Here is a 22,319-nt window from a genome sequence, read left to right as displayed (position 1 = left end):
AAGTGGGGGAGCGTGTGAGCGTTATTGGCTACATCAGTCGCCCAGGTGGGTGGGCCCGAACATCTTTAAAAGCGTCTCAACCACGACGACGTTGGGCCCGTCCCCGGCGAAGCCCGCCTTCAGCGCGTCCCCCACATCCTCCGGGGCAACCCGGGTGGCGGGAATGCCGAAGGACTCGGCAAGCCTGACGAAGTCCGGGCGGGCCAGTTCGGTAGCGGTTGCCTTGCCGAAGGCACCCACCATGTATTCACGCAGGATGCCGTAGCCGCCGTCGTCTACGATCAGCCAGGTGACCGGCACGTTGTGCTGTTTCGCCGTAGCCAGTTCGGCGATGGAATACATCGAGGAGCCATCGCCGGACACGGCGAGTACCCGGCCCGGCCTCCCCTGGGTTTCCAATCCCACGGCCGCTCCAATGGCGCCGGGAAACGCGAAGCCCAGGCCGCCGGCGCCCTGGGCTGAGTGGAACTGCCCCTGCCGCGCGTCCCAGCAGGACCAGCCCCAGTAGGCGGCAATGGTCATGTCCCAGAAGGTCTGCATGTCCGCCGGCACGGCCTCGCGGATGTCGGCCATGAACTTCAGTTCCTTGCCCAGGTCCTGGGATTCCAGCCGGGCGCGGACCTTGGCGAGCGATTCCTGCACCAGCGACTCCGGGGTGGCACCATGCCAGTCCGGGGCCGCGGCCCTGCCGGGCTGCAGTGCTTCATCAAGGGCCGCGAGCGCCTGCCCGGCGTCGGCACGGATGCCAAGGCCAGGCCGGTTGGATTCCAGCACCCGCGGTTCGGCGTCGATCTGGATGATCCGCCCGCGTGGTTCGAACGTGAAGTAGTTGGACGTCACCTCGCCCAGCGAGGAGCCGATCACCACCAGGACGTCGGCGTCCTCCAGGACGTCGGTCATGTAGCGGTCCTCGATCCAGGCCTGGAGGGACAACTCGTGGTTCCAGGGGAACGCGCCATTGCCGCCCGGCGTGCAAATCACGGGAGCGCGGAGTTTCTCCGCGATGGACAGGAGGGACTTCTCCGCCTTGCCGCGGCGGGTGCCGCCTCCTGCAATGATTGCCGGGCGCCTGGCTGCTTCCAGCCACTTCACGGCCTCCCGCACCAGTTCGATCCGCGGCGGGTTGTCCGCTGCCTCCGCCAAGGCATCCTCCACTGGAGGCACCATAATGGGATCCAGCAGCACGTTTTGCGGAATCTCCAGCCAGACCGGGCCCTGCGGCGAGGAGATGGCCTCGGTCCAGGCGTCCTGGATGGCGGACGGGATGCCCGAGGCATGCTGGATCAAGCGCTGGCTCTTGGTCACGTTCGCCGCCGACGCCTTCTGGTCATCAAGCTGGTGCAGCATGCCCTTGCGTCGGGCACCCAGCCCCTCCAGGGGAATCTGGCTGGCCACCACCACCATGGGCACACCCGTGGCGTAAGCCTCCTGCAGGCCGGCCAGGGACGTCAGCGCGCCGGGGCCGGTGGACAGGAACAGCACACCCACTTCCCCGGTGGCGCGGGAGTAGCCGTCCGCGGCAAAGGCGCTGTTGTTCTCGATCCGGGAGGAAACGAAGTGCAGGTTGCCGCGTCCCATCGCGTCGAACAGTCCCAGGGCATGCTGCCCCGGGATGCCGAACACCGTCTTGGCACCCAACGCTTCGAGGGTCTCGACGACGAGGTCCCCGCCATTGCGGGCACCCCTTACCTCTGCGGGGGCGGGTGCCGCCAGTTCGGTCACCGCCCTACTCCTTGGTGGCCGCGGCGAAACCGGCGGGACGGCGGGCCTCCTGGCCCAGGGCCTGCGCCTGGTAGCCCGTTTCGGCTCCGAAGCGGCTCCCGGGAACGGCATTGTCCGCCATGAGGGTCACCAGTTCGTACGCCACGTGGCTGGCGGCAACACCGGTAATTTCGGCATGGTCGTAGGCGGGCGCTACTTCAACGACGTCGGCCCCCACCAGGTTCATGCCGCGGAAGCCGCGGATGATCTCCAGGAGTTCGCGGCTGGTGATGCCGCCTGCTTCCGGCGTGCCGGTGCCCGGTGCGTGTGCCGGATCCAGGACGTCAATGTCCACCGAGATGTAGAGCGGGCGGTTGCCGATCCGGTCGCGGACCTTGGCGACGGTTTCCAGCACGCCCTGGTAGTAGACGTCCGCTGAAGTGACAATGCCGAACCCAAAGCGGTGGTCGTCGTCGAGATCCTTCTTGCCGTAGAGCGGGCCGCGGGTGCCGATGTGGCTAATGGCTTCGGTGTCCAGGATGCCTTCCTCCACCGCGCGGCGGAAGGGCGTGCCATGGGTGTATTCGGCGCCGAAGTAGGTGTCCCAAGTGTCCAGGTGGGCATCGAAGTGGAGCATGGCGATGGGCCCGCCGGCGCGCTCGGCAGCGGCCCGCAGCAGCGGCAGCGCGATGGTGTGGTCCCCGCCCAGGGTCAGCAGCTTGCTCCCGGCGGCGGTGAGGTCCAGCGCGTTCTGCTGGATGGTTTCGATGGCTTCGTTGATGTGGAACGGGTTGACGGCCATGTCGCCGGCGTCGGCCACCTGGATGTTCTCGAACGGGCTGACATCCCAGGCGGGATTGTAGGGACGCAGCAGCCGGCTGGCCTCGCGGACATGGTTGGCGCCGAAACGGGCCCCGGGGCGGTAGGAAACACCTGAATCGAACGGCACCCCCACCACGGTCACGTCAGCCTTGGCCACCTGGTCCAGGCGGGGAAGACGGGCATAGGTGGCAGCTCCGGCATAGCGGGGAATCCGGGATGAATCGATGGGGCCAAGGTTGCCGTTGGCTTCAATGCGCAGCTCTTCCAATGGAGGCCTCTCCTTCGAGGAGGTAAGGGACAGGTGTGACTGCAATCATACACTCCTGTTTCCCCTAGAGCATCAGGTGTTTACCAAACCTACCCCCGAACCCCGAGGACAAGTCAGCGGCTGGCGGCGGGCACCAGGACCCAGAGCACCTCTACGGGCTTGTCCGTGGGGTTGACCCAGGTATGGGGTTCGCGGCCGGGAAAGGTTACGGTGTCGCCGGTGCTCAGGTCGTATTCCTCGTTGGTGAGGATCAGCTTGATGGACCCCTTGATCACATGCAGCACATCCACGTCGCAGTCCACCGCATAGAGCTCGGACTCGCCGCGGCCGTGCGGCTCGATCACGGCCTGGATGATCTGGACCCTGCGCTCCGAGCGCGCCGTCAGGAGCCGCTCCACGATGCCCTGGCCGCCGAGCGAAATCCGGGGGCCGTCGTTCCGCTTGGTCAAGTGGGTCTCGGGTGCCGCAAAAAGGTCGCCAATGGAAATGGACAGGACCTGGCAGAGCGTCACCAGTGAGGCCACCGACGGTGAGGTCAGGTCCCGCTCCACCCTGCTGAGGAAACCCTTTGTCAGGCCGGTGGCATCGGCAACCTGCTCGATGGTGAGCCGCTGGGACTGCCGGGCGGCCCGGATCCTTGAGCCGATGGCAACAGGGACGTTACTGGGCTCAACTGGCAGTGCCTTCATCTACGAACCTTTCATGGCCGGCAGTCCGGCTCCACTCTCGAGCCATACTAATCTGCGGCGCTTTTGTGACACGCGCATGCCACACGGGAGCGGCACCGGCGTTCCGATCCTTGACTGTTGCAGCCGTCACACTCTAGTCTTTGGAAACTCCTGTTGCCTATAAGGCAATACCAGGAACCCCTCTCCGTTCGTCCGCGGCGGTGCCGGGCGCCGTCGCCCCCGGCACCACACCCGGCCCACAGCTCCAAGGAGCCAACTATGGATGCAAGTGCCATCAACATCGCCATCGTGGTGGTGTATCTGCTCGCAATGCTGGCCTTCGGCTGGTGGGGCAAATCCCGCACCAGGAACAACAGCGACTTCCTCGTTGCCGGCCGTCGCCTGGGACCGTTCCTGTACACCGGGACCATGGCCGCCGTCGTCCTCGGCGGGGCGTCCACGGTGGGCGGCGTGGGCCTTGGCTACAAGTTCGGCATCTCCGGCATGTGGCTGGTGGTGGCCATTGGCGCCGGCGTCCTGCTGCTGAGCCTTCTCTTCGCCGGGACCATCCAGAAACTGAAGATCTACACCGTGTCCCAGATGCTCACCCTCCGCTACGGGAGCAAGGCCACCCAAGCCTCCGGCATCGTCATGCTCGCGTACACGTTGATGCTCTGCGCCACGTCAACCGGCGCCTATGCCACCATCTTCGTCGTGCTGTTCAACCTGGACCGGGCGCTGGCCATCGCCATCGGCGGCGCGATCGTCCTGGTGTACTCCACCATCGGCGGCATGTGGTCCATCACCCTTGCGGACCAGGTCCAGTTCGTGATCAAGACGGTGGGCATCTTCTTCCTCATGCTCCCCTTCACCCTGAACGCCGCGGGCGGCCTCGACGGGATCCGCAGCCGCGTGGATGCCAGCTTCTTCCAGATGGACGGCATCGGCGTCCAGACGATCATCACCTACTTCGTCGTCTACACCCTGGGCCTGCTGATCGGCCAGGACATCTGGCAGCGCGTGTTCACCGCCAAGACCCCAAGGGTGGCCCGTTGGGGCGGCGCCACCGCCGGCATCTACTGCATCCTCTACGGCGTGGCCGGTGCGCTGATCGGCATGGCCGCCAACGTGGCCCTGGCCAACGTCAAGATCGCGGCGAAGGACGACGTCTACGCCGAGGTGGCCCAGAACCTGCTCCCCGTCGGCATCGGCGGACTGGTCCTGGCCGCCGCCGTGGCTGCCATGATGTCCACCGCGTCCGGCGCCCTCATCGCCGCCGCCACCGTTGCCCGTGCCGACGTCCTGCCGTTCGTTGCCGGCTGGTTCGGCAAGGACGTCAACACCGGCGACACCGAAAACCCGGAGCACGACGTCAAGGCCAACCGCATCTGGGTCCTGGCGCTGGGCATTGTGGCCATCGTCATCGCCATCATCACCAAGGACGTGGTAGCGGCCCTGACCATTGCCTACGACATCCTGGTGGGCGGCCTGCTGGTGGCCATCCTGGGCGGCCTGGTGTGGAAGCGGGGCACCGGCGTGGCAGCCGCCGCGTCCATGGCTGTCGGTTCGGTCATCACCCTCGGCACCATGATCATCCTGGAAGTGAACGCCAAGGCCCCGCTGGACGGGATATACGCCAACGAGCCCATCTACTACGGCCTGATCGCCTCCGCGGTTGTCTACATCACGGCTTCGCTGCTTACCCGCCCCACGGACCCCGCCGTCATGCGTGCCTGGCAGCTTCGTGTTGCCGGCCAGGAGCCGGAAGAAGCGCCCGAGGAAGTCCTCGCCGGCCGCTGACTTGACTAAGCATTAAGCACGACGGCGGCGCCTCCTTTCGCATTCACGCGCAAGGAGGCGCCGCCGTCGTAAGTCCTACCCTCCTGGGTCCCTACCCCTCAGTGTCGCGGGGCTCGTCGTCATCCAGCGGGACCTCGCGGTCTTCGGCGTCGATGACTATCGGTGGCGGCTGGACCACCGGTTCCCCTTCATCAAGGACCCCGTCCTCCGCGTCCGCATCGTCTACCGGCGCATCCTCGGCGTAATCGTAGGCGGGGTCCGCTTCCACGGCGTCCAGGTGCGGCATGTCCGGGTGCTGTCCGGTGGTGCTCATGATTCAACCTCCGTTATTCGCCTGACGTGCTCTTTAGGGTAGGGCGCAGGATGCGCCACACCTTCATCACAGCACCCGCCGGGCGGACGGGTCAATAGTCGTGGCGGCGCCCGGAAGAGTGGCCAACGGGGGCGGTATCGGCCCCGCTTTTAAGGCATACCGAAAGTTCCCAGCGAGGTTGGCCAGCCAAAAAACCGCGGAAATACGCAGTACGCTGGCAAGGCAAAGGCGCGATAAACATGCCCTTTCCAGCCCAGGAGTTACCAGTGTCGCAGCACGCCCAGTCCAACAACGTCGGGTCCAATTCCCGGACCCCGCACCCGGAGGCCGCCGGCACCCCGCAAAGCCAGCCCTCGCCGTCGAACATCAAACGGTGGCGCCAATACCTGGCGGACGAGCGCGCGGAAGCAGCCGTCTACCGGGACCTCGCCCAGAACCGCGAGGGGGAGGAACGGGACATCCTCCTGGCCCTGGCCGAGGCCGAAGGCCGGCACGAGGCCCACTGGCTGGCCCTGCTGGGAGACCACGCGGGCAAACCAAAGAGGGCCTCGGCGCGGAGCCGTTTCCTGGGGTTCCTGGCCCGGCACTTTGGCTCCGTGTTCGTGCTGGCCCTCGCCCAGCGCGCCGAGGGCCGCTCCCCCTACGCCAAGGACCCCAACGCCACTCCGGCCATGGCCGCCGATGAGCAGATCCATGAGGAAGTGGTGCGGGGCCTGGCAACGCGCGGCCGCAACCGCCTGGCCGGTACGTTCCGCGCAGCGGTCTTCGGCGCGAACGACGGCCTGGTCAGCAACCTCTCCCTGGTGATGGGCATGGCGGCGTCCGGCGTGGCCAGCACCGTGGTGCTGCTGAGCGGCATCGCCGGGCTGCTGGCCGGTGCCATGTCCATGGGCGCCGGGGAATTCATCTCCGTGCGTTCCCAGCGCGAGCTGCTGGCGGCCACCCGCCCCACGCAGATCACGCTGGCGGCCGCGCCCCAGCTGGACCTTGAACACAACGAACTCCTCCTGGTGTACCTGGCCCGCGGGATGTCCCGCGAGGCGGCGGAACACCGGGTGGCCGAGCGCATGGGGCTGCTGTCCTGCGACTGCGACCCCAGCCTGTCCCTGCAGCCGGATCTGCCGGAGGAAGAGGACCAGCACGAGGCCGTGGGGACGGCCTGGGGTGCGGCGCTGTCCAGCTTCTGCTTCTTCGCCTCCGGCGCCATCGTGCCCATCCTGCCGTTCCTGTTCGGCCTGACCGGGGTCGCCGCATTGGTGGTGGCCGGGGTGCTGGTGGGCATCGCCCTGCTGGCCACCGGTGCCGCCGTCGGCCTGCTGTCCGGCACCTCCCCGCTGACCCGCGGCCTGCGCCAGCTCGCCATCGGCCTCGGCGCCGCCGGCATCACCTACCTGCTGGGCCTGCTCTTCGGCACGGCGGTCGGATAGGGCTCAGCCCCGGAGGACCTCCACGGCCTGATCCACCGTATCCACCAGGTGAATGTAGTCCGCCATGGGCCGCCCGGCGGCCAGGCTGCGCAGCATGGGCCAGGCCGGGTACTCCTGCTCCCAGTGGCGCCGCCCCACCAGCACCATGGGCGCCACTTTCTCGCGGGCGCCATAGTAGTTTTCGCAGGCGTCCTGGAAGATCTCCTGGACGGTCCCGGCTGCTCCGGGCAGGAAGACGATTCCGCCGTGGCACAGTTCCAGCAGGATGGCCTCCCGGATGGCGTTGGCGAAGTATTTGGCGATGTGCGTGGCAAAGTAGTTGGGCGGTTCGTGCCCGTAGAACCAGGTGGGGATCCCCAGGGATGCAGTCCCGCCCGGATGACGTTCGACGACGGCCGCCGCCGCGCGTGCCCACGCCGACACCGAGGGACGGAACCCGGGGACCGCGGCAAGCGTGCCTAGCGCTGCGTCCAGGTCGCCGTCGGACGCCTGGCTCAGGTAAGCGCCCAGGTTGGCCGCCTCCATGGCGCCGGGCCCGCCGCCGGTAGCCACCGAATACCCCTGGAGGGCCAGGAGCCTGCCCAGCCGTGCCGCCTCCGCGAACTCCAGGCTGCCGCGCGGCGCTGCATGGCCGCCCATGACCCCGACGATGGAGCGGCGGGTCCAGGCCGCCGACCCCGTCAGCTCTTCCAGCGCGTCCCCGATGGCATGGTCGTGCAGGGCAGAGGCCAGGGTCGCATCCACGCGGCGCCGCTGGCCGGACTGGATGCTCCAGTGGTAGATGCGGGCGTCCGGCAGTTCCTCGTAGGGAGACGATGCCAGTCCGGCATACAGTTCAGCCGGGGAGTACAGCGATGCCCGGTAGGGGTCGAAGGGGACGCCTTCCAGCCGGGGAAAAATCAGGGCACCGCGGCTGCGCAGGTTGCCTTCCATGCCGTCGTCGAACAGGCAGCCGAGGAACATGGCACCTTCGACGGTGACGCTCTTCAGGGCGGCCGACCGGCCCCGCAGGTCCAGCGACTGCGCGTGCCAGCCATGCAGGTTAACTGCGCCGCCGGCCACCAGGCGGTCGAAGCTGGCCAGATCCTGGACCTCGAGGTTGCGGGGACGGGGACCAAGGCTTCCGGCGAAATTCACGGCTGCCGCCTTCCAGTCCACATCATGGAGCCAGCCTAGGCCACGCAAGGCAACGCTGGCCGGACCTTGTTGCCTCTCAAATTCTCCCGGGGACCGGAAGCCTGCCACCCCGCCTGATTCTGCCTGCCTCCCTTGACCCGGGAGTAGCGCCTGTTACGATCGTGGAAGAAGAGTATGTCCTATCAAGCGAACATATGGTGGCAGTGCGCCACTGGCGCAGGCGCCGGTCGGGCGGACGCGCAGACATGAACATGAGGGAACGCACCGTGGCGAACAATCTGGGACTCAGCATCGACCGCTCTTCTCCCGTGCCCCTGTACCACCAGGTGGTCCAGGGCATCGAAGCGGCCATCTACAGCGGGGTGCTGGAACCCGGAAGCCGGCTGGAGAACGAAATCGACCTGGCCGCCCAGCTCAACCTGTCCCGGCCCACCATGCGCAAGGCCATGGACGAGCTGGTCCGCTCCGGACTCCTGGTCCGTAAACGCGGCGTGGGAACCCAGGTGGTCTCCAGCCAGGTGCGCCGTCCGCTCGAGCTTTCCAGCCTTTACGACGACCTCACCAACGACGGCAAGAAACCCACCACCGAAGTCCTGAGCTTCTCCCACATTGAAGCCGACGACGCCACCCGGGCAACACTGCAGCTTCCGGCAGGCTCAAAGGTCTATCACTTCACCCGGCTCCGGAAGGTAGGCGGCAATCCGCTGGCCCTCATGGAGAACTGGGTTCGGGACGACATCGCGGAAATGGATGAGGCCATGCTCGCCGCTGAAGGCCTGTACTCGATCCTCCGGCGCGGCGGGGTCAACTTCCGCCTGGCCAACCAGCGCATCGGCGCCGTCAATGCCAACGACTACCAGGCCTCCATGCTGGACACGACGCCGGGATCCGCGCTGGTCACCATGGAACGTACTGCCGTCGACGACACCGGGCGGCGCGTGGAAACGGGCCACCACGTGTACCGCGCCGATTCCTACAGTTTTGAAATGACTCTCGTACAGCGATAATCCAAGGAGCCAACTCCATGACCAACTGGGTTTACCCCCTGGGCACCGCCGCTGACGGCAAATGGGACATCTCGATCGGAACCTCCGACTCCTCCCTCGCCGTGGACGGCTGGGCGCACACCGGCCTGAAGGTGGCCACGGTGCCGGCCGGTGCCGCCGTCGAACTCTCCGCCGCGGACGAGGAACGGATCGTGGTGCCCCTCAACGGGGCCTTCACCGTGACGGTTGACGGCACCGACTATCCCCTGGCGGGCCGGCCCTCGGTCTTCTCCGGGCCCAGCGACGTCCTTTATTCCGGCGCCGGACGCGCCGTGAGGATCAAATCCGCCGACGGCGGCAGGGTGGCAGTGGCCACGGCCCCCGCGAAAGCCTCCTACCCCACCCGGCTGGTCCATGCCGCGGAGACCCCCGTGGAACTACGCGGCGCCGGCAACTGCTCGCGCCAGGTCCACAACTTCGGCACCCCGGCAGCGCTGGAGGCCGACCGGTTCATCGTCTGCGAGGTCCTCACCCCCGCAGGGAACTGGTCTTCCTACCCTCCCCACAAGCATGACGAGGAAAAGGACGGCGAGACCCAGCTCGAAGAGATCTACTACTTCGAAACCCAGGTGGCGTCCGGCTCCGCAGCACCACCCGACGCCGACGCCATCGGGTACCAGCGCGTCTACGCCTCCGATGAGCGGCCCATCGATGTGTCGGCCGAGGTGCGCACCGGCGACGTGGTCCTGGTCCCCTACGGCTGGCACGGCCCGGCGATGGCCGCGCCCGGCTACGACCTCTACTACCTCAACGTCATGGCAGGTCCGGGCCCGGTGCGGGAATGGCTGATCAGCGACGATCCCCACCATGGCTGGGTGCGTCAGACCTGGGAGACCCAAAACATCGACCCGCGGCTTCCGTTCGGTGCCTAAGGAACCCCGCCGCCTAGCGGCTGGCCAGCTCCTCGACAGGCACCGGCACCTGGCCTTCAAGCTGCCGTTCCCGCTTGGCCGCGGCGGCGGCGAACGCCATGACGGCCAGGCCCGCAACGGTGATCACGGCGCCCGCCCAGATGGGTGAGGTGTAGCCGAGGCCGGCGGTGATGGTGACCCCTCCCAGCCAGGCGCCCAGGGCGTTGCCCACATTGAAGGCACCGATGTTGGCGCCGGAGGCCAGGGTGGGAGCCCCGGAGGCATACTTCATCACGCGCATTTGCAGGCCCGGCACGGTGGCGAAGCCGAAGCCGCCCATCAGGACCAGCGACATGACCGTCAGGACAGGGCTGGCGGCCGTCAGAGCGAACACCACCATGACCACGGCCAGCGCGGCGAGCACCACCAGGAGCGTCCGGTCCACGTTGCGGTCTGCGGCTTTGCCGCCAAGGGTGTTGCCGGCGAAGAGGCCCGCCCCGAAGACAATGAGCAGCCATGGCACGGTGGAGGCCGCAAATCCGGACACCTCGGTGAGGGTGTACGCAATGTAGGTGAATGCGCCGAACATGCCGCCGAAGCCGAGGATGGTCACCAGGATGGAAAGCCACACCTGGCCGGAGCGGAAGGCCCGAAGCTCGGAGCGGAGGCTTCCCGCCTGCCCCGCTTCACGGGCCGGCTTGGGAACCAGGGCCAGGATGCCAGCGAGCGCAGCCACGCCAATGACCGTGATGGCCCAGAAGGTGGCACGCCAGCCGGCCGCCTGGCCCAGCAACGTCCCGAACGGCACGCCAAGGACGTTGGCCGCGGTCAGTCCCGTGAACATGAGCGCGATGGCGCCTGCCTTCTTGCTGGGCGGGACCATGCCGGCCGCCACCACTGCCCCGATGCCAAAGAAGGCGCCGTGCGAGAGGGCGGCAACAACGCGGCCCAGCATCATTGGCCAGTAACCGTCAGCAGTGGCGGAAAGCAGGTTTCCGGCAATGAACAGGACCAGCAGTGCGGCCAGTACGGGCTTGCGCTGGAATCGCGTCACGGCTGCCGTCAGGCCCAGCGCGCCCACCACCACGGAGAGTGCGTAGCCGGAGATGAACCAGCCGGCCTCCGCTTCGGTGACGCCAAAGTCGGTTGCCACCTGCGGGAGGAGGCCGGCGATGACGAATTCCGTGAGTCCTATGCCAAACCCGCCCAGGGCGAGTGCTATCAGGCCAACAGGCATGCGAATGCTCCTTTGAGCTGTACGTGTGGTTGTTCCGTGAAGTGGAAGGCGCCTAAGATAGTTGCAGGCGCGGTATTTATTGTTGCACATGCAAATATGCCGCGCAAGCAACTATCTCTACCCGCGGCTGCCGGAGGGCTCTCCCGCCGGGACAATTCGTAAAGGAGCAACCATGGGCATCAAGGACGACGCCGTCGAGGTCCGCGCCCAGGGCTGGCGCACCCTGGCGGCCCTGCATGGGCTGATCGAAGGCGAGCTGGAGCGCTCCCTCCAGGCAGAGTCGAAGCTCTCCGTGGTGGAGTACACAGTGCTGGACGCCCTCAGCCGGCAGGACGGCTGGCACATGCGGATGCAGCAGTTGGCGCGTGCCACGGCGCTCAGCCCCAGCGCCACCACCCGGCTGGTGAACCGGCTTGAGGACCGCGGCCTCCTGACCAGGATCCTGTGCGACGACGACCGCCGTGGAATTTATACGGAACTGACGCCCACCGGCCTGCGCCTCCTTGAGGAAGCACGGCCCGTCCACGATGCCACGCTTGAGCGGGCCCTCGGCCAGGCGATGACCATGCCGGAACTCGCACCGCTGGTTGACGCACTGCCCGGGCTGCATGCGCGCGCATAAGACAGCAACGCCCCTTTGAGGATCCTCATAGGGGCTTTGCAAGGAGCAGCGGGGCGCTGGTCCGGTCAGGGAACCTTCGCCGCGGCGGCCCCGGCCTTGCTGCCGGCCACATTCTTGAAGTAGTGCTCCAGGTCCTCCAGGCTTTTGTCCTTGGTCTCGGGCACGTATTTGGCGGCAAAGGTGATGGCGCCAACACCCAGCACGGCGAACACGAAGAACGTGTTGGAGATCCCGATGGCCGCAAGCAGCTGCGGGAAGCCGAAGCCGATCAGGAAGTTCACGATCCACAGCAGGAAGGCCGACGCGCCCATGCTCAGCCCACGGATCTTCAACGGGGTCGAGGCCAGCCAGCGTGGACTCTCGGGCATGACGTTCATCCCGATCCACAGCGCGATGGCCGGCAGGGTGGCGATGACCAGCATCCAGCGCCAGATGCCGTGCGATTCGCCGAAGGAGTTGCCCACGTAGGCGTTGAAAATGAAGGCCAGCAACTGCCCGGTGACGATCATGAGTTCGTTCTGGGTGACGATCCGGCCGCGCCGGTCGCGCGGCGATATCTCGGCCAGGTAGACCGGAACGGTAACGGATGCCCCGCCCACGGCAAGCCCCGGGATAAACCGCGCGGCGAATAACACTTCGGTGTTCGGCGCGAAGGTGCCGCCCAGGGTGCCCAGCAGGAAGACAACTGCCAGGACCATGATCATCCCGCGCCTGCCGTTGCGGTCTGCCAGGCGGCCGCCGAACAGGGCGCCAAACGCGGCGCCGAACAACAGGGACGAGGCCACCAGGCCCTCGGTCAGCGGGGTGAGGCCCAGATCCTGCTGCATATAGGGCAGCGCGCCGTTGATTACGCCGGTGTCGTAGCCAAACAGCAGGCCGCCAAAGGTGGAGATGATCGTGGCGGTCCGCAGGGCGCGCTGGTGGTTGCCGGGCTGCCGTATGGTCGTTTTCCCCTCCGTCCCCTTCTCCTGTCCTACTTGTAGAGGTCGGGCTTCGCAGCCAGCTTCACGGCGACCTTTTCGCCGTTCTTCTGCGCCTCGACGCCTGCCTCGCAGCATGCCGCGGTGGCGTACCCGTCCCAGGCGGAGGGGCCACCGATTTCGCCCCTCAGTGCAGCGTCCACCCATGACTGGATTTCGACGTCGTATGCGGCGCCGAAACGCTCTTCGAAGCCTGGGGTGACGCTGCCGCCCCAGCGGCCGGAACTGCGGGTGTAGGGACCCTTGTCGCCGCCGATGCTGACGATGCCGTCCTCGAAGGAGGCCTGGGTGGCCACCTCGTAACCGAATTTGGCGTTGACGTAGATCTCGACGTCCGCCAGGACGCCGGACTCGGTCTCGATCAGGACGTGCTGGGGGTCGTGCTGGCCGTTGGGAGCATTGCGGGTGGGCTTGCCCAGCCGGACCTGGATGCTGGTGATTTCCTCGCCGGTGAAGAACCGGATGGCGTCGAATTCGTGGACCACGGAGTCATTGATGAGCATCTCGTTGGTGAAGCCCTCAGGGGTGTTGGGGTTGCGGTGCTGGTGGTGCAGCATCAGCAGTTCGCCCAGCTCATGGTTGCGGATGATGGAGCGGAGCGCTGCGTATTCGGCGTCGAAGCGGCGCATGAAGCCCACTTGGATGCGCTGGTGGCCCAGCGCCACTTCGGCTTCGACAATCTTCCAGGAGGATTCGGCGTCCGGGGTCAGCGGCTTTTCGCAGAGGATCGGAATGTCCCTGGCGATGGCCTTGAGCAGGATGTCCTGATGCAGGAAGCCCGGGGTGGCGATGAGAACGGCGTTGACGTCGCCGTTGTTGAGGGCTTCGTCAGCGTCGGCCAGGGCGACTGCGCCGGGGATGTCTTCGACGGCGGCCTCGGCGCGGGCGAGGTCGACGTCGACGACGGCGGCCACTTCGGCGCCATGGATCCGCTTGTTGAGGCGCTGGATGTGGTCGGCGCCCATGCGGCCGGCGCCGATGACGGCGACGCGGAGGGTTTCAGTCATTGTTTGGTCCTTTTGGCGTTGGCGGGAAGAGGTCAGTTGACGGCGGTGCGGGAGCCGCAGGTCAGCAGGTAGTTGCGGGTGCGCTTGGCGATCGGCATCGGGACGTCGAAGGCAACCGGGTACATGTCCTGTTCCACGATCCCGAAGATGGGGCGGTTCAGGGCTTCCACGGCCTCGATGACAGCGCGGAGGTCGGGCAGCCCGCTCGGCGGTTCGGTCATGACGCCGGCGAGGTTGGCCGCGGCCCAGGTCATGTTTTCCTCGTTGACTCGCCTGAGGATGTCCGGATTGATCTGCTTCAAATGCAGGTAGCCGATGCGGTCCGGGTAGTTCTTGATGAGCTCCAGGCTGGAGGCACCGCAGTATTCCGCGTGGCCGGTGTCCAGGCAGAGGTTCAGGTACTGCGGATCGGTAGCTGCCAGCAGCGTTTCGATGTCCTCCTGCGCGCCAACGTGGGAGTCAGCGTGGGAGTGGAACTGCTGCTTCAGGCCGAAGTCCTCCAGCAGGGTCTTGCCCAGGCGGTTGTGGCCGGTGAACAGGTCGCTCCAGGCCTTGTCGCTCAAGGTGCCGCTCTCCACGGCCTCGCCGGTGACGTCGTCGCGCCACATGGCCGGAATGACCACGATGTGCCCGCCGCCCATTGCCGCGGTGAGTTCGGCGACCTTGCGGGCCGGCTCCCAGGCGGTCTCCCACTGGTCCACGCCGCGGTGGAAGGCGGTGAACACGGTGCCGGCGGTGACTTTCAGGTCGCGCTGCTTGAGTTCCTCCGCCAGGCGGGCTGGGTCGGTGGGAAGGTAGCCGTACGGGCCAAGTTCGATCCACTTGTAGCCGGACTCGGCCACTTCGTCGAGGAAGCGTTCCCACGGGGTCTGCTTCGGATCGTCCGCAAACCAGACGCCCCAGGAGTCCGGCGCCGTGCCGATGATCAGCTTGTTCTCAGTCATGACAGCGTTGTCTCTCTGGGTGTTAGTTGGACGGGAAGTTGTAGGAGGCTTCGGAGGCGTGGTGGGTTTCGGGCCAGCGGGAGGTGACGACTTTGCCGCGGGTGTAGAAGGAGACGCCTTCGGGGCCGTAGATGTGTTTGTCGCCGAAGAGGGATGCTTTCCAGCCGCCGAAGGAGTGGTAGGCCACGGGGACCGGGAGGGGCACGTTGATGCCGATCATGCCGACGGTGACGGAGCGCTGGAACTTGCGGGCGGCGGCGCCGGAGGAGGTGAAGATGGCGGTGCCGTTGCCGTAGGGGTTGGCGTTGATCAGCTTGATGCCGTCTTCGAGGGTGTCAACGCGGACCACCACGAGGACCGGCCCGAAGATCTCTTCCGTGTAAGCCGTCATTTCGGTCTTGACGTGGTCGATCACGGTAGGCCCCACCCAGAAGCCGTTCTCGTGGCCGGGGACCACCAGGTCGCGGCCGTCCACCACCATGGCCGCGCCGGCAGTTTCCGCCTCAGTGACAATCTTGACGATGCGTTCCTTGGAGGCCGGGGTGATGACCGGCCCCATTTCGGCGTCGGGGGCGGTGCCGTTGTTGACCTTCACGGCCAGGGCGCGTTCTTCGACTTTCTTGACCAGAAGGTCGGCGGCGTCCCCGACGGCGACGGCGACGGAGATGGCCATGCAGCGTTCGCCGGCGGAGCCGAAGGCGGCGGCGGCGAGGTGGTCGGCGGCGTTGTCCAGGTCGGCGTCGGGCAGGATGATGGCGTGGTTCTTCGCCCCGCCCAGGGCCTGGACGCGCTTGCCGTGTTTGGTGGCGGTTTCGTGGACGTACTGGGCGATCGGGGTGGACCCGACGAAGGAGATGCCGTCCACGTCCGGGTGGGTGAGCAGCCCGTCGACGGTTTCCTTGTCGCCGTGCAAGACCTGGAACACGCCGTCGGGCAGGCCGGCTTCCTTCCAGAGCTTGGCCAGCAGCAGGGACGCGGAGGGGTCGCGCTCGGAGGGCTTGAGGATGAAGGCGTTGCCGGTGGCGATCGCCATCGGGGCCATCCACAGCGGCACCATGACCGGGAAGTTGAACGGGGTGATGCCGGCGACCACGCCGAGGGGCTCGCGGAAGTTGAACACGTCGATACCGGTGGAGACCTGGTCCGAGTAGTCGCCCTTGAGCAGGGTGGGGATGCCGCAGGCGTACTCGATGACTTCCAGGCCGCGGCCGATTTCGCCCTTGGCGTCGGAGAGGACCTTGCCGTGCTCGGCCGTGATTAGTTCAGCGAGGTCGTCCACGTGGGCGGCGACGAGTTCGCGGAACTTGAACAAAACGGCGGTGCGCTTGGCCAGGGAGATGTCACCCCAGCTGTCGGCAGCCTTCCGGGCGGCGGCGACGGCGGCGTCAAGGTCGGCGCGGTTGGCCAGGCGCAGCTCGCCGGTCACGGCCCCAGTGGCCGGGTTGTACACAAGGGTGGTGCGGTCGCCAGCGCCGGCGGTTTCGGCGCCGTTGATGAAGTGGTTGATCACGGTGGTCTGGGTATCGGTGGTCTGGGTGGTGGCAGTCATGGGGACTCTTCCTTGAGGGGGGGTGTCTGGAGGAGGGTTAGCCGAGCAATTTGCGCTGGCGGGACTTGTGGTCGACGTAGGTATGGAAGGCCTGCTTGGTGGAATCCAGTTCGGAAACCTGCGCGACCGGAACGTCCCACCAGGACTCGGAGGATGGTGCGTCCAGGAGCGGATCGGACTCGACATGGATGAGGATGGGCCCGCTGCCCTCGGGGGCGGCCTTGGCGTCGCGGATGGCCTGCTCCAGTTCGGCGATCACCTTCTCCCCGGGTTCGATCCGGATGACCTTCACGCCCAGGGACTCGGCGTTCAGGGCCAGGTCCACCGGCAGGGTGTCCCCTTCGTCGAAGCTGTGCTGTTCTTCGTCCAGGGCCCGGTAGCGGGTGCCGAAGCGCTGCGAGCCCAGGGATTCGGACAGGGAGCCGATGGAGGCGTATCCATGGTTCTGGATCAGGACCACGATCAGTTTGATGCGTTCGGCGACGGCGGTGACCAGTTCGGTGTGCATCATCAGGTAGGAGCCATCCCCCACCATCACCACGACGTCCCGCTGCTCGCCGCCGCGCGCGGCTTCGGCCAGGGCTGCGCGCTTGACCCCGAGGCCGCCGGGGATTTCGTAGCCCATGCAGGAGTAGGCATATTCGACGTGGTAGCCGAACGGGTCCCGGACACGCCACATCTTGTGCAGGTCCCCGGGCAGGGACCCGGCCGCGCAAATCACCACATCCGCAGCGTCCATGGCCCGGTTGGCGGCGCCGATGATTTCGTTCTGTGCCGGCAGCGGGGTGTAGCGGGTGTCAAAGGCCTCGTCCACAGTGGCGTTCCAGCGCTTTTTCTCGGCGGCGACCTTCTGCTCCAGGTCGGCGCCTACCCGGTAGCCGCCCAGTGCTGCGTTGAGCTTGACCAGTGCCTTGCGGGCATCGGCGACGATCGGCAGCGTGGTGCCGTGCTTGTACGCGTCGATCGGGGCAACGTTGATGTTGATGAAGCGCACCCCGGGGTTCTGGAACGCTGTGCGTGACGCGGTGGTGAAGTCCTCGTAGCGGGTGCCGATGCCGATGATCAGGTCGGCGTCGGCAGCGATGGCGTTGGCCGCCGTCGTACCGGTGGAGCCGATGGCACCCAGGCTGAACTGGTGGTCCCACGGCAGGACGCCGACGCCGGCCTGCGTGTTGCCTACCGGGATGCCCGTCAGCTGGGCGAGCTTTGCGAGCTCGTCGTTGGCGTAGGCGTAGAGGACGCCGCCGCCGGCGATGATCAGCGGGCGCTTCGCGGCACGGATGGCCGCGGCGGCACGGGCGATGTCGTCGTCGTCCGCGTCGGGGCGGCGGATCCGCCACTCCCGCTCGGCCAGGAACTCCTCGGGGACATCGAACGCCTCGGCCTGGACATCCTGAGGCAGCGAGATGGTTACGGCGCCGGTCTCCGCCGGATCCGTCAGGACACGCAGGCCGTGGTGGAACGCGGAGAACAGCTGTTCCGGGCGGGTGACGCGGTCGAAGAACTTGGACAGTGGCCGGAAGGCGTCATTAACGGTGATGTCGTAGGCGTAGGGCTGTTCGAGCTGCTGCAGCACGGGGTCTGCCGCGCGGGTGGCGAACGTGTCGCTGGGCAGCAGCAGCACCGGCAGCCGGTTCGTCGTGGCCAAAGCGGCACCGGTCAGCAGGTTGGAGGACCCCGGGCCGATCGAGGTGCTGATGGCGAAGGTCTGGCGGCGGCGGGTATGCCGGGCATACCCCACGGCCTGGTGCGCCTGGGCCTGTTCGTTCCGGCCCTGGTAGTACGGCATGATGGCCGGGTCCAGCTGCTGGTACTGCTTCAGGGCCTGCCCCACACCGGCAACGTTACCGTGCCCGAAAATACCGAACGTGCCGGGGATCAGCCGCTCCCGGTAGTCCACACCGCCCACCTTGTCGACGGTGTATTGCTTGGACAGGTATTCGACGACGGCCTGGGCCACCGTCATCCTGCGCGTTCCTGTTGTGTCCATGGGGAGGCTACTCCGATACTTCCGTGGTGTGGTTCAGGAGCGAAGCGGCGCTGGCGACGGCGCCGGCGACGTCTCCGTCGGCCGGGTACAGGAGCGTCCGGCCAACAGTGAGGCCCTGGACGCCCGGGAGCGCCAGTGCCGCCTGCCAGGACGCAAAGACCTCGTCCTGGGACCCATCCGGGTCTCCACCCAGAAGGACGGTGGGCATGGTGGTGGCCGCCATGACGCGTTCCATCTCCGCCACGACGGGAAGCTTCATCCAGGTGTAGGCACTGGTGGAGCCCAGCCCCTCTGCGATGGCGATGGACTTGATCACGGCGTTGGTGGACAGATCGTTGCGGACGCGGCCGTTTTCCCGGACCGACAGGAACGGTTCCACCATGGCAATCAGCTTGCGCTCCGCCAGCGAATCGATGGCCTTGGCGGTCGCTTCCAGGGTGGCCACGGTGTCGGGGTCGCCCAGGCAGATGCGGGTGAGCATCTTGCCGCCGTCAGCACCCAGGGCCTCCAGAGCGGCGGCGGTGTGGCCGGTGAAGCGGTCATCGAACTCGTTGACCAGCCCGGAGAGGCCGCCGCGGTTCATGGAACCGAAGACCAGCTTGCCGTCCAGGGCGCCCAGCAGCAGCAGGTCGTCCATGATGTCCGGGGACGCCAGGACACCGTCGACGGCGGGGTTGGCCAGGGCGATCTGCAGCCGGTCCAGCAGCTGACGCCGGTCAGCCATGGCCACGGGGTCGCTGCCGACGGCAAGGGCGCCGCGGGCGGGGTGGTCGGCGGCGACGATGAAGTTCTGCCGCCCCGACTTCAGGCCGGGGTGGCGCCGGCGGGACTTGGCCGCCCGGGCCACGGCACCAGGGTCTTCCAGCCGTATAGTGCTCAGGTGCTCATAGCGGCGCGGATCGTCGTCCACAGCGTTGTTGGAAGCAAGAGAGGTGAGGGTCACAGTGCTGCTCCTTCGGGAATCGAGGCGCCCGGAACCGCGCGGCCGCGTTCGGCCAGCAGCGAGGTGACCTCCTCCGGCGTCGGCATGGCGTCGGCGCAGGAAAGGCGTGAGGCGACGATGGCGCCGGCGGCGTTGGCGTAGTCCAGGACCTGTGCCAGCGGCCAGCCGGAGAGGAGTCCGTGGCAGAAGGCGCCGCCAAAGGAGTCGCCGGCACCCAAGCCGTTGAGGGTTTCCACCGGGACGGGCGCGGAGACCACGCGTTCGGTGCGGGTCTTGGCCATCACGCCTTCGGGGCCGAGCTTGACGACGGCGATTTCCACGCCGGCAGCGAGCAGGCGGTCCGCCTGCTCATCGGGAGTCCCCTCGCCGACTGCCACGGCACATTCCTTGTCGTTGCCGATCGCGACCGTGACGTGCGGCAGGACCTTGGCAACCTCGGCCCGGGCCTCCTCCTCGGAAGCCCAGAACATCGGCCGGTAATCCAGGTCCAGGATGGTGAACTGGCCCTCAGCCAGCCCGGTCCGCGGCCGCGCCTCATGCGCGGCAATGTGCGCTGATCGCGAGGGCTCCTGGCACAGGCCGGTCACCGTGGACCAAAAGATCCCGGCCTCACGGATGGCGTCCAGGTCCAGCTCTTCAGCCTTGATCTGCAGGTCCGGAGCGGTGGGGAACCGGCCGTAGAAGTACAGCGGGAACTCGTCCGTGGCCGGCTTGATCGCGCAGAAGGTCACCGCCGTGGGCCAGTCCTTCACCGGGGTAACAAAGGCGTCATCGACGTTGAACTTACGCAGCTCGCGGTGCAGGTAGGCGCCGAACGGATCATCCCCGGTCCGGGTAATGACCCCGGTGCGGCGTCCGTGGCGGGCGGCGGCAACAGCGACGTTGGAGGGCGAACCGCCAAGGTATTTGCCGAAGGAATTAACGTCCTCCAGGCCAACCCCGATGTCGTTCGGGTAGATATCAACGCTGATGCGCCCGATCGTAAGAAGCTCGTGGGTCACGGGAATCGTGGACCTTTCTGGTGTGGAACGCGGATCCTTCGCGGGGCAGGAGTTCCGGGACTGGCAGGCCGTGGCGCGGGCCACAGGCACTACTTTGCCTTAGATCCAATGTCCTGTCAAAAGTTTGTACTGACATACTTACAAGTAAAGTTGCCGGGCGCCCCTGTCCCAATATTGCGGGTGCTGGAACTACTTTTTAGCGACGGCCAACTCTCCCGTGCGTACTGCGCGCAGCCGAAGCCGAAGGACCAGCCACCGGGCACTGTTTTCCACGTAGCCGGAATCCCTGAAGACGCGGGTCTTGAATCGTCACCCTGGGACCCTTATGCTTAAACAACCTAAAGGTTGATAAACCTGGAGGTTGATTAGAAACGGGCAGGCAATGAACCCTGAAAGTGCGGCATTGGACTCGGCCTTCATGGCCCTGGCAGATCCCGTGCGGAGAAGCATCATCGCCCGGCTCAGCCGGGGCCCGGCAACAGTGAACGAACTGGCAGAACCGTTCGAAATCTCCAAACAAGCGGTTTCGAAACACATCCAGGTGCTCGAGCAGGCAGCGCTGGTGACCCGAAGCAGGGATGCACAGCGCAGGCCCGTCCACCTGAACACGGCGCGGCTTGAGGAGCTGACCGCCTGGATTGACCGGTACCGGTTGGTCCGCGAAGGCCAGTTCCGCAACCTCGACGCCATTCTTAGGTCAAACGCTGCGGACAGCGGCGACAAATCCTCCAAGGAGTCATGATGAGCAATTCCCTGAAACTCAGCGTTCCTGAGGGCGTCCCCTTCATCGATTACGAGCGCGAGTTTGATTTCCCGGTGGCGGACGTGTTCCGCGCCCACAAAGAACCGGACCTGATTGTCCAGTGGCTGGGCCCGCGGGGCTTGAAAATGGAGATCGACCACTACGATTTCCGCACCGGCGGCAGCTACCGCTACCTGCACACAGGACCGGACGGTGTGGCCTACGAGTTCAAGGGCATCTTCCACACCGTCCGGGACAACGAATTCGCCATCCAGACCTTTGAGTTCGGCGGATACCCGGATGTGGTCAGCCTGGACTTCATGACGTTTGAGGACCTGGGCAACGGAAGGACCCGGTTGCGGGGCCACTCCGTCTACCCAAGCCAGGAGGCGCGCGACGGCATGGCCCAGTCCGGGATGGAGGGCGGCCTGAGCGAGGGCTACGAGCGGCTGGAGGAATTGCTGGCCGGGGCGCGGGTCTGAGCCAGGGCGAGGGCTTCGTCCAGCACGCGGCCAAGGTTGGCGGCGTCGTGCGCAAAACGGCCCAGGAAGAGTCCGTTCGCTGCGGGAAGCTGCGGCAGCAGCCCTGGCCCGGCACTGCCGCCATAGATCAGGGGGCAGCCCGGGCCCAGTGCGGCCCGGAGCAGGGTCAACACGGAGTTGATGTGCTGCGGCGGGGCGGGTGCCGGAGCACCGATAGCCCATACAGGTTCGTAGGCCAGGACCAGGCAGCTTAGGAGGCTGGGGTCGCCGCCAGTAGCGGCGTGGACCTGCCGCACGCAAAAGTCGGCGGCAGCACCGGCGTCGAGCCTGTCCGGCTCACCGATGCAAAGCAGCGGGGTTAGGGAACTGTCGACGGCGGCACGCACCTTGCGTGCCACCACGGCGTCGTCCTCGGCGAACAGGCTGCGGCGTTCCGCGTGGCCGATCTCGACGAGCTGGACGCCCAGTTCGGCCAGCATGCCGGGGCTGACTTCCCCGGTGAGGGGCCCGTCCCCCCAGGCGCAGTTCTGGGCGCCGAGCAGGACGGGTGAGCCGGCCAGGATCCGTGTGGCCGGCTCCAGGACGGGGAAGGAAGGGATGACGAAGACCCGGACCGGTGCGTCCTGGGCGGAATGCGCACCCAGCCCGGGCCTTTCGTCCACAACGGAGCGCACCTCCGACAGCCAGCGCAGGCTTGCCTGGTAACCCAGGTACATTTTGGTGCTGACGCCGATGTGGACGGTGCCGTTGCCTGTGCTGCTGCCGGAGGTGGGCATTGGGTTTCCTCTT

General features: G+C 66.7%; 21 protein-coding genes. 7 read left to right on the top strand and 14 right to left on the bottom strand.

Annotation, left to right across the window (positions count from 1 at the left end; all coding sequences use genetic code 11):
- Positions 1-33 precede the first annotated feature (33 nt).
- The 3 genes from LDO86_RS04255 to LDO86_RS04245 all read right to left on the bottom strand — a co-directional run bounded on the left by LDO86_RS04255 (position 34) and on the right by LDO86_RS04245 (position 3,480).
- Positions 34-1,722, bottom strand: coding sequence for a thiamine pyrophosphate-binding protein (locus LDO86_RS04255; RefSeq protein ID WP_018769603.1), 1,689 nt, complete (start codon positions 1,720-1,722; stop codon positions 34-36).
- A gap of 4 nt (positions 1,723-1,726) precedes the next feature.
- The gene (gene speB, locus LDO86_RS04250; protein ID WP_018769602.1) at positions 1,727-2,791 is read right to left on the bottom strand and encodes an agmatinase; all 1,065 of its coding nucleotides are present in this window, start codon (positions 2,789-2,791) and stop codon (positions 1,727-1,729) included.
- A gap of 113 nt (positions 2,792-2,904) precedes the next feature.
- Positions 2,905-3,480, bottom strand: coding sequence for a cupin domain-containing protein (locus LDO86_RS04245; RefSeq protein WP_018769601.1), 576 nt, complete (start codon positions 3,478-3,480; stop codon positions 2,905-2,907).
- 258 nt (positions 3,481-3,738) lie between these two features.
- Here LDO86_RS04245 and LDO86_RS04240 point away from each other — a divergent pair, with 258 nt between their 5' ends.
- Positions 3,739-5,259 carry a sodium:solute symporter gene (locus LDO86_RS04240; RefSeq protein ID WP_018769600.1) on the top strand — a complete coding sequence of 507 codons (1,521 nt, stop codon included), beginning with the start codon at positions 3,739-3,741 and terminating at the stop codon, positions 5,257-5,259.
- 91 nt (positions 5,260-5,350) lie between these two features.
- Here the strand turns inward: LDO86_RS04240 and LDO86_RS04235 are convergent, their stop codons facing one another.
- Entirely contained in the window at positions 5,351-5,572 is a 222-nt protein-coding gene (locus LDO86_RS04235; protein WP_018769599.1) for a hypothetical protein, read from the bottom strand.
- Between the two features lie 266 nt (positions 5,573-5,838).
- Here LDO86_RS04235 and LDO86_RS04230 point away from each other — a divergent pair, with 266 nt between their 5' ends.
- Entirely contained in the window at positions 5,839-6,999 is a 1,161-nt protein-coding gene (locus LDO86_RS04230) for a VIT1/CCC1 transporter family protein (RefSeq protein ID WP_018769598.1), read from the top strand.
- Positions 7,000-7,002: 3 nt separating this feature from the next.
- On the opposite strand, the gene LDO86_RS04225 is transcribed toward LDO86_RS04230, so the two are convergent.
- On the bottom strand, positions 7,003-8,136 hold the full coding sequence (locus LDO86_RS04225) for an LOG family protein (protein WP_134165621.1): 1,134 nt from the start codon (positions 8,134-8,136) through the stop codon (positions 7,003-7,005).
- 266 nt (positions 8,137-8,402) lie between these two features.
- Between LDO86_RS04225 and LDO86_RS04220 the strand changes: the two genes are divergently transcribed.
- Together LDO86_RS04220 and iolB are read left to right on the top strand one after the other, a co-directional pair.
- Positions 8,403-9,143 (top strand): GntR family transcriptional regulator, encoded by a 741-nt coding sequence (locus LDO86_RS04220; protein ID WP_026265818.1) that lies wholly within the window; start codon positions 8,403-8,405, stop codon positions 9,141-9,143.
- A gap of 17 nt (positions 9,144-9,160) precedes the next feature.
- Entirely contained in the window at positions 9,161-10,054 is an 894-nt protein-coding gene (gene iolB, locus LDO86_RS04215) for a 5-deoxy-glucuronate isomerase (RefSeq protein WP_018769595.1), read from the top strand.
- 13 nt (positions 10,055-10,067) lie between these two features.
- Here iolB and LDO86_RS04210 read toward each other — a convergent pair whose 3' ends face one another.
- Positions 10,068-11,270 (bottom strand): MFS transporter, encoded by a 1,203-nt coding sequence (locus LDO86_RS04210; protein ID WP_018769594.1) that lies wholly within the window; start codon positions 11,268-11,270, stop codon positions 10,068-10,070.
- A 172-nt stretch (positions 11,271-11,442) separates the two neighbouring features.
- Here LDO86_RS04210 and LDO86_RS04205 point away from each other — a divergent pair, with 172 nt between their 5' ends.
- Positions 11,443-11,892, top strand: a complete 450-nt coding sequence (locus LDO86_RS04205) for a MarR family transcriptional regulator (RefSeq protein ID WP_018769593.1) — start codon at positions 11,443-11,445, stop codon at positions 11,890-11,892.
- A gap of 65 nt (positions 11,893-11,957) precedes the next feature.
- Here the strand turns inward: LDO86_RS04205 and LDO86_RS04200 are convergent, their stop codons facing one another.
- Genes LDO86_RS04200 through iolC form a run of 7 tightly spaced genes read right to left on the bottom strand, consistent with a single transcriptional unit; the run spans position 11,958 to position 20,306 of the window.
- A complete protein-coding gene (locus tag LDO86_RS04200; protein ID WP_043424989.1) occupies positions 11,958-12,833 on the bottom strand; it encodes an MFS transporter in 876 nt (291 codons plus the stop codon).
- Between the two features lie 32 nt (positions 12,834-12,865).
- Positions 12,866-13,879 (bottom strand): Gfo/Idh/MocA family oxidoreductase, encoded by a 1,014-nt coding sequence (locus LDO86_RS04195; RefSeq protein WP_018769591.1) that lies wholly within the window; start codon positions 13,877-13,879, stop codon positions 12,866-12,868.
- A gap of 32 nt (positions 13,880-13,911) precedes the next feature.
- Positions 13,912-14,823, bottom strand: coding sequence for a sugar phosphate isomerase/epimerase (locus LDO86_RS04190; RefSeq protein ID WP_018769590.1), 912 nt, complete (start codon positions 14,821-14,823; stop codon positions 13,912-13,914).
- 22 nt (positions 14,824-14,845) lie between these two features.
- Entirely contained in the window at positions 14,846-16,372 is a 1,527-nt protein-coding gene (locus tag LDO86_RS04185) for a CoA-acylating methylmalonate-semialdehyde dehydrogenase (protein WP_018769589.1), read from the bottom strand.
- Between the two features lie 37 nt (positions 16,373-16,409).
- Positions 16,410-18,338, bottom strand: coding sequence for a 3D-(3,5/4)-trihydroxycyclohexane-1,2-dione acylhydrolase (decyclizing) (gene iolD / locus LDO86_RS04180; protein WP_018769588.1), 1,929 nt, complete (start codon positions 18,336-18,338; stop codon positions 16,410-16,412).
- Positions 18,339-18,369: 31 nt separating this feature from the next.
- Positions 18,370-19,305 (bottom strand): hypothetical protein, encoded by a 936-nt coding sequence (locus LDO86_RS04175; protein WP_018769587.1) that lies wholly within the window; start codon positions 19,303-19,305, stop codon positions 18,370-18,372.
- Entirely contained in the window at positions 19,302-20,306 is a 1,005-nt protein-coding gene (gene iolC, locus LDO86_RS04170; protein ID WP_018769586.1) for a 5-dehydro-2-deoxygluconokinase, read from the bottom strand. The genes LDO86_RS04175 and iolC overlap by 4 nt, the downstream gene beginning before the upstream one ends.
- Before the next feature lie 382 nt (positions 20,307-20,688).
- On the opposite strand from iolC, the gene LDO86_RS04165 reads away from it, so the two are divergent.
- Positions 20,689-21,048, top strand: coding sequence for a metalloregulator ArsR/SmtB family transcription factor (locus tag LDO86_RS04165; RefSeq protein ID WP_018769585.1), 360 nt, complete (start codon positions 20,689-20,691; stop codon positions 21,046-21,048).
- Complete coding sequence (locus tag LDO86_RS04160; protein ID WP_018769584.1) at positions 21,048-21,530, top strand: SRPBCC family protein; 483 nt, start codon at positions 21,048-21,050, stop codon at positions 21,528-21,530. The genes LDO86_RS04165 and LDO86_RS04160 overlap by 1 nt, the downstream gene beginning before the upstream one ends.
- Here the strand turns inward: LDO86_RS04160 and LDO86_RS04155 are convergent.
- Positions 21,488-22,306 carry a triose-phosphate isomerase family protein gene (locus LDO86_RS04155; protein WP_018769583.1) on the bottom strand — a complete coding sequence of 273 codons (819 nt, stop codon included), beginning with the start codon at positions 22,304-22,306 and terminating at the stop codon, positions 21,488-21,490. The genes LDO86_RS04160 and LDO86_RS04155 overlap by 43 nt on opposite strands.
- Between the last annotated feature and the right edge of the window lie 13 nt (positions 22,307-22,319).

Source organism: Arthrobacter sp. StoSoilB19 (assembly GCF_019977275.1).
In the GTDB taxonomy this organism is placed as follows: domain Bacteria; phylum Actinomycetota; class Actinomycetes; order Actinomycetales; family Micrococcaceae; genus Arthrobacter.
This window is presented reverse-complemented; position numbering and strand designations above follow the sequence as displayed.

Coding starts and splice junctions, on each gene's coding strand:
- LDO86_RS04245 (WP_018769601.1), bottom strand. CDS start 3,480: ATGAAGGCACTGCCAGTTGAGCCCAGTAACGTCCCTGTTGCCATCGGC.
- LDO86_RS04240 (WP_018769600.1), top strand. CDS start 3,739: ATGGATGCAAGTGCCATCAACATCGCCATCGTGGTGGTGTATCTGCTC.
- LDO86_RS04235 (WP_018769599.1), bottom strand. CDS start 5,572: ATGAGCACCACCGGACAGCACCCGGACATGCCGCACCTGGACGCCGTG.
- iolB (WP_018769595.1), top strand. CDS start 9,161: ATGACCAACTGGGTTTACCCCCTGGGCACCGCCGCTGACGGCAAATGG.
- LDO86_RS04210 (WP_018769594.1), bottom strand. CDS start 11,270: ATGCCTGTTGGCCTGATAGCACTCGCCCTGGGCGGGTTTGGCATAGGA.
- LDO86_RS04205 (WP_018769593.1), top strand. CDS start 11,443: ATGGGCATCAAGGACGACGCCGTCGAGGTCCGCGCCCAGGGCTGGCGC.
- LDO86_RS04195 (WP_018769591.1), bottom strand. CDS start 13,879: ATGACTGAAACCCTCCGCGTCGCCGTCATCGGCGCCGGCCGCATGGGC.
- LDO86_RS04190 (WP_018769590.1), bottom strand. CDS start 14,823: ATGACTGAGAACAAGCTGATCATCGGCACGGCGCCGGACTCCTGGGGC.
- LDO86_RS04185 (WP_018769589.1), bottom strand. CDS start 16,372: ATGACTGCCACCACCCAGACCACCGATACCCAGACCACCGTGATCAAC.
- iolD (WP_018769588.1), bottom strand. CDS start 18,338: ATGACGGTGGCCCAGGCCGTCGTCGAATACCTGTCCAAGCAATACACC.
- LDO86_RS04165 (WP_018769585.1), top strand. CDS start 20,689: ATGAACCCTGAAAGTGCGGCATTGGACTCGGCCTTCATGGCCCTGGCA.
- LDO86_RS04160 (WP_018769584.1), top strand. CDS start 21,048: ATGAGCAATTCCCTGAAACTCAGCGTTCCTGAGGGCGTCCCCTTCATC.
- LDO86_RS04155 (WP_018769583.1), bottom strand. CDS start 22,306: ATGCCCACCTCCGGCAGCAGCACAGGCAACGGCACCGTCCACATCGGC.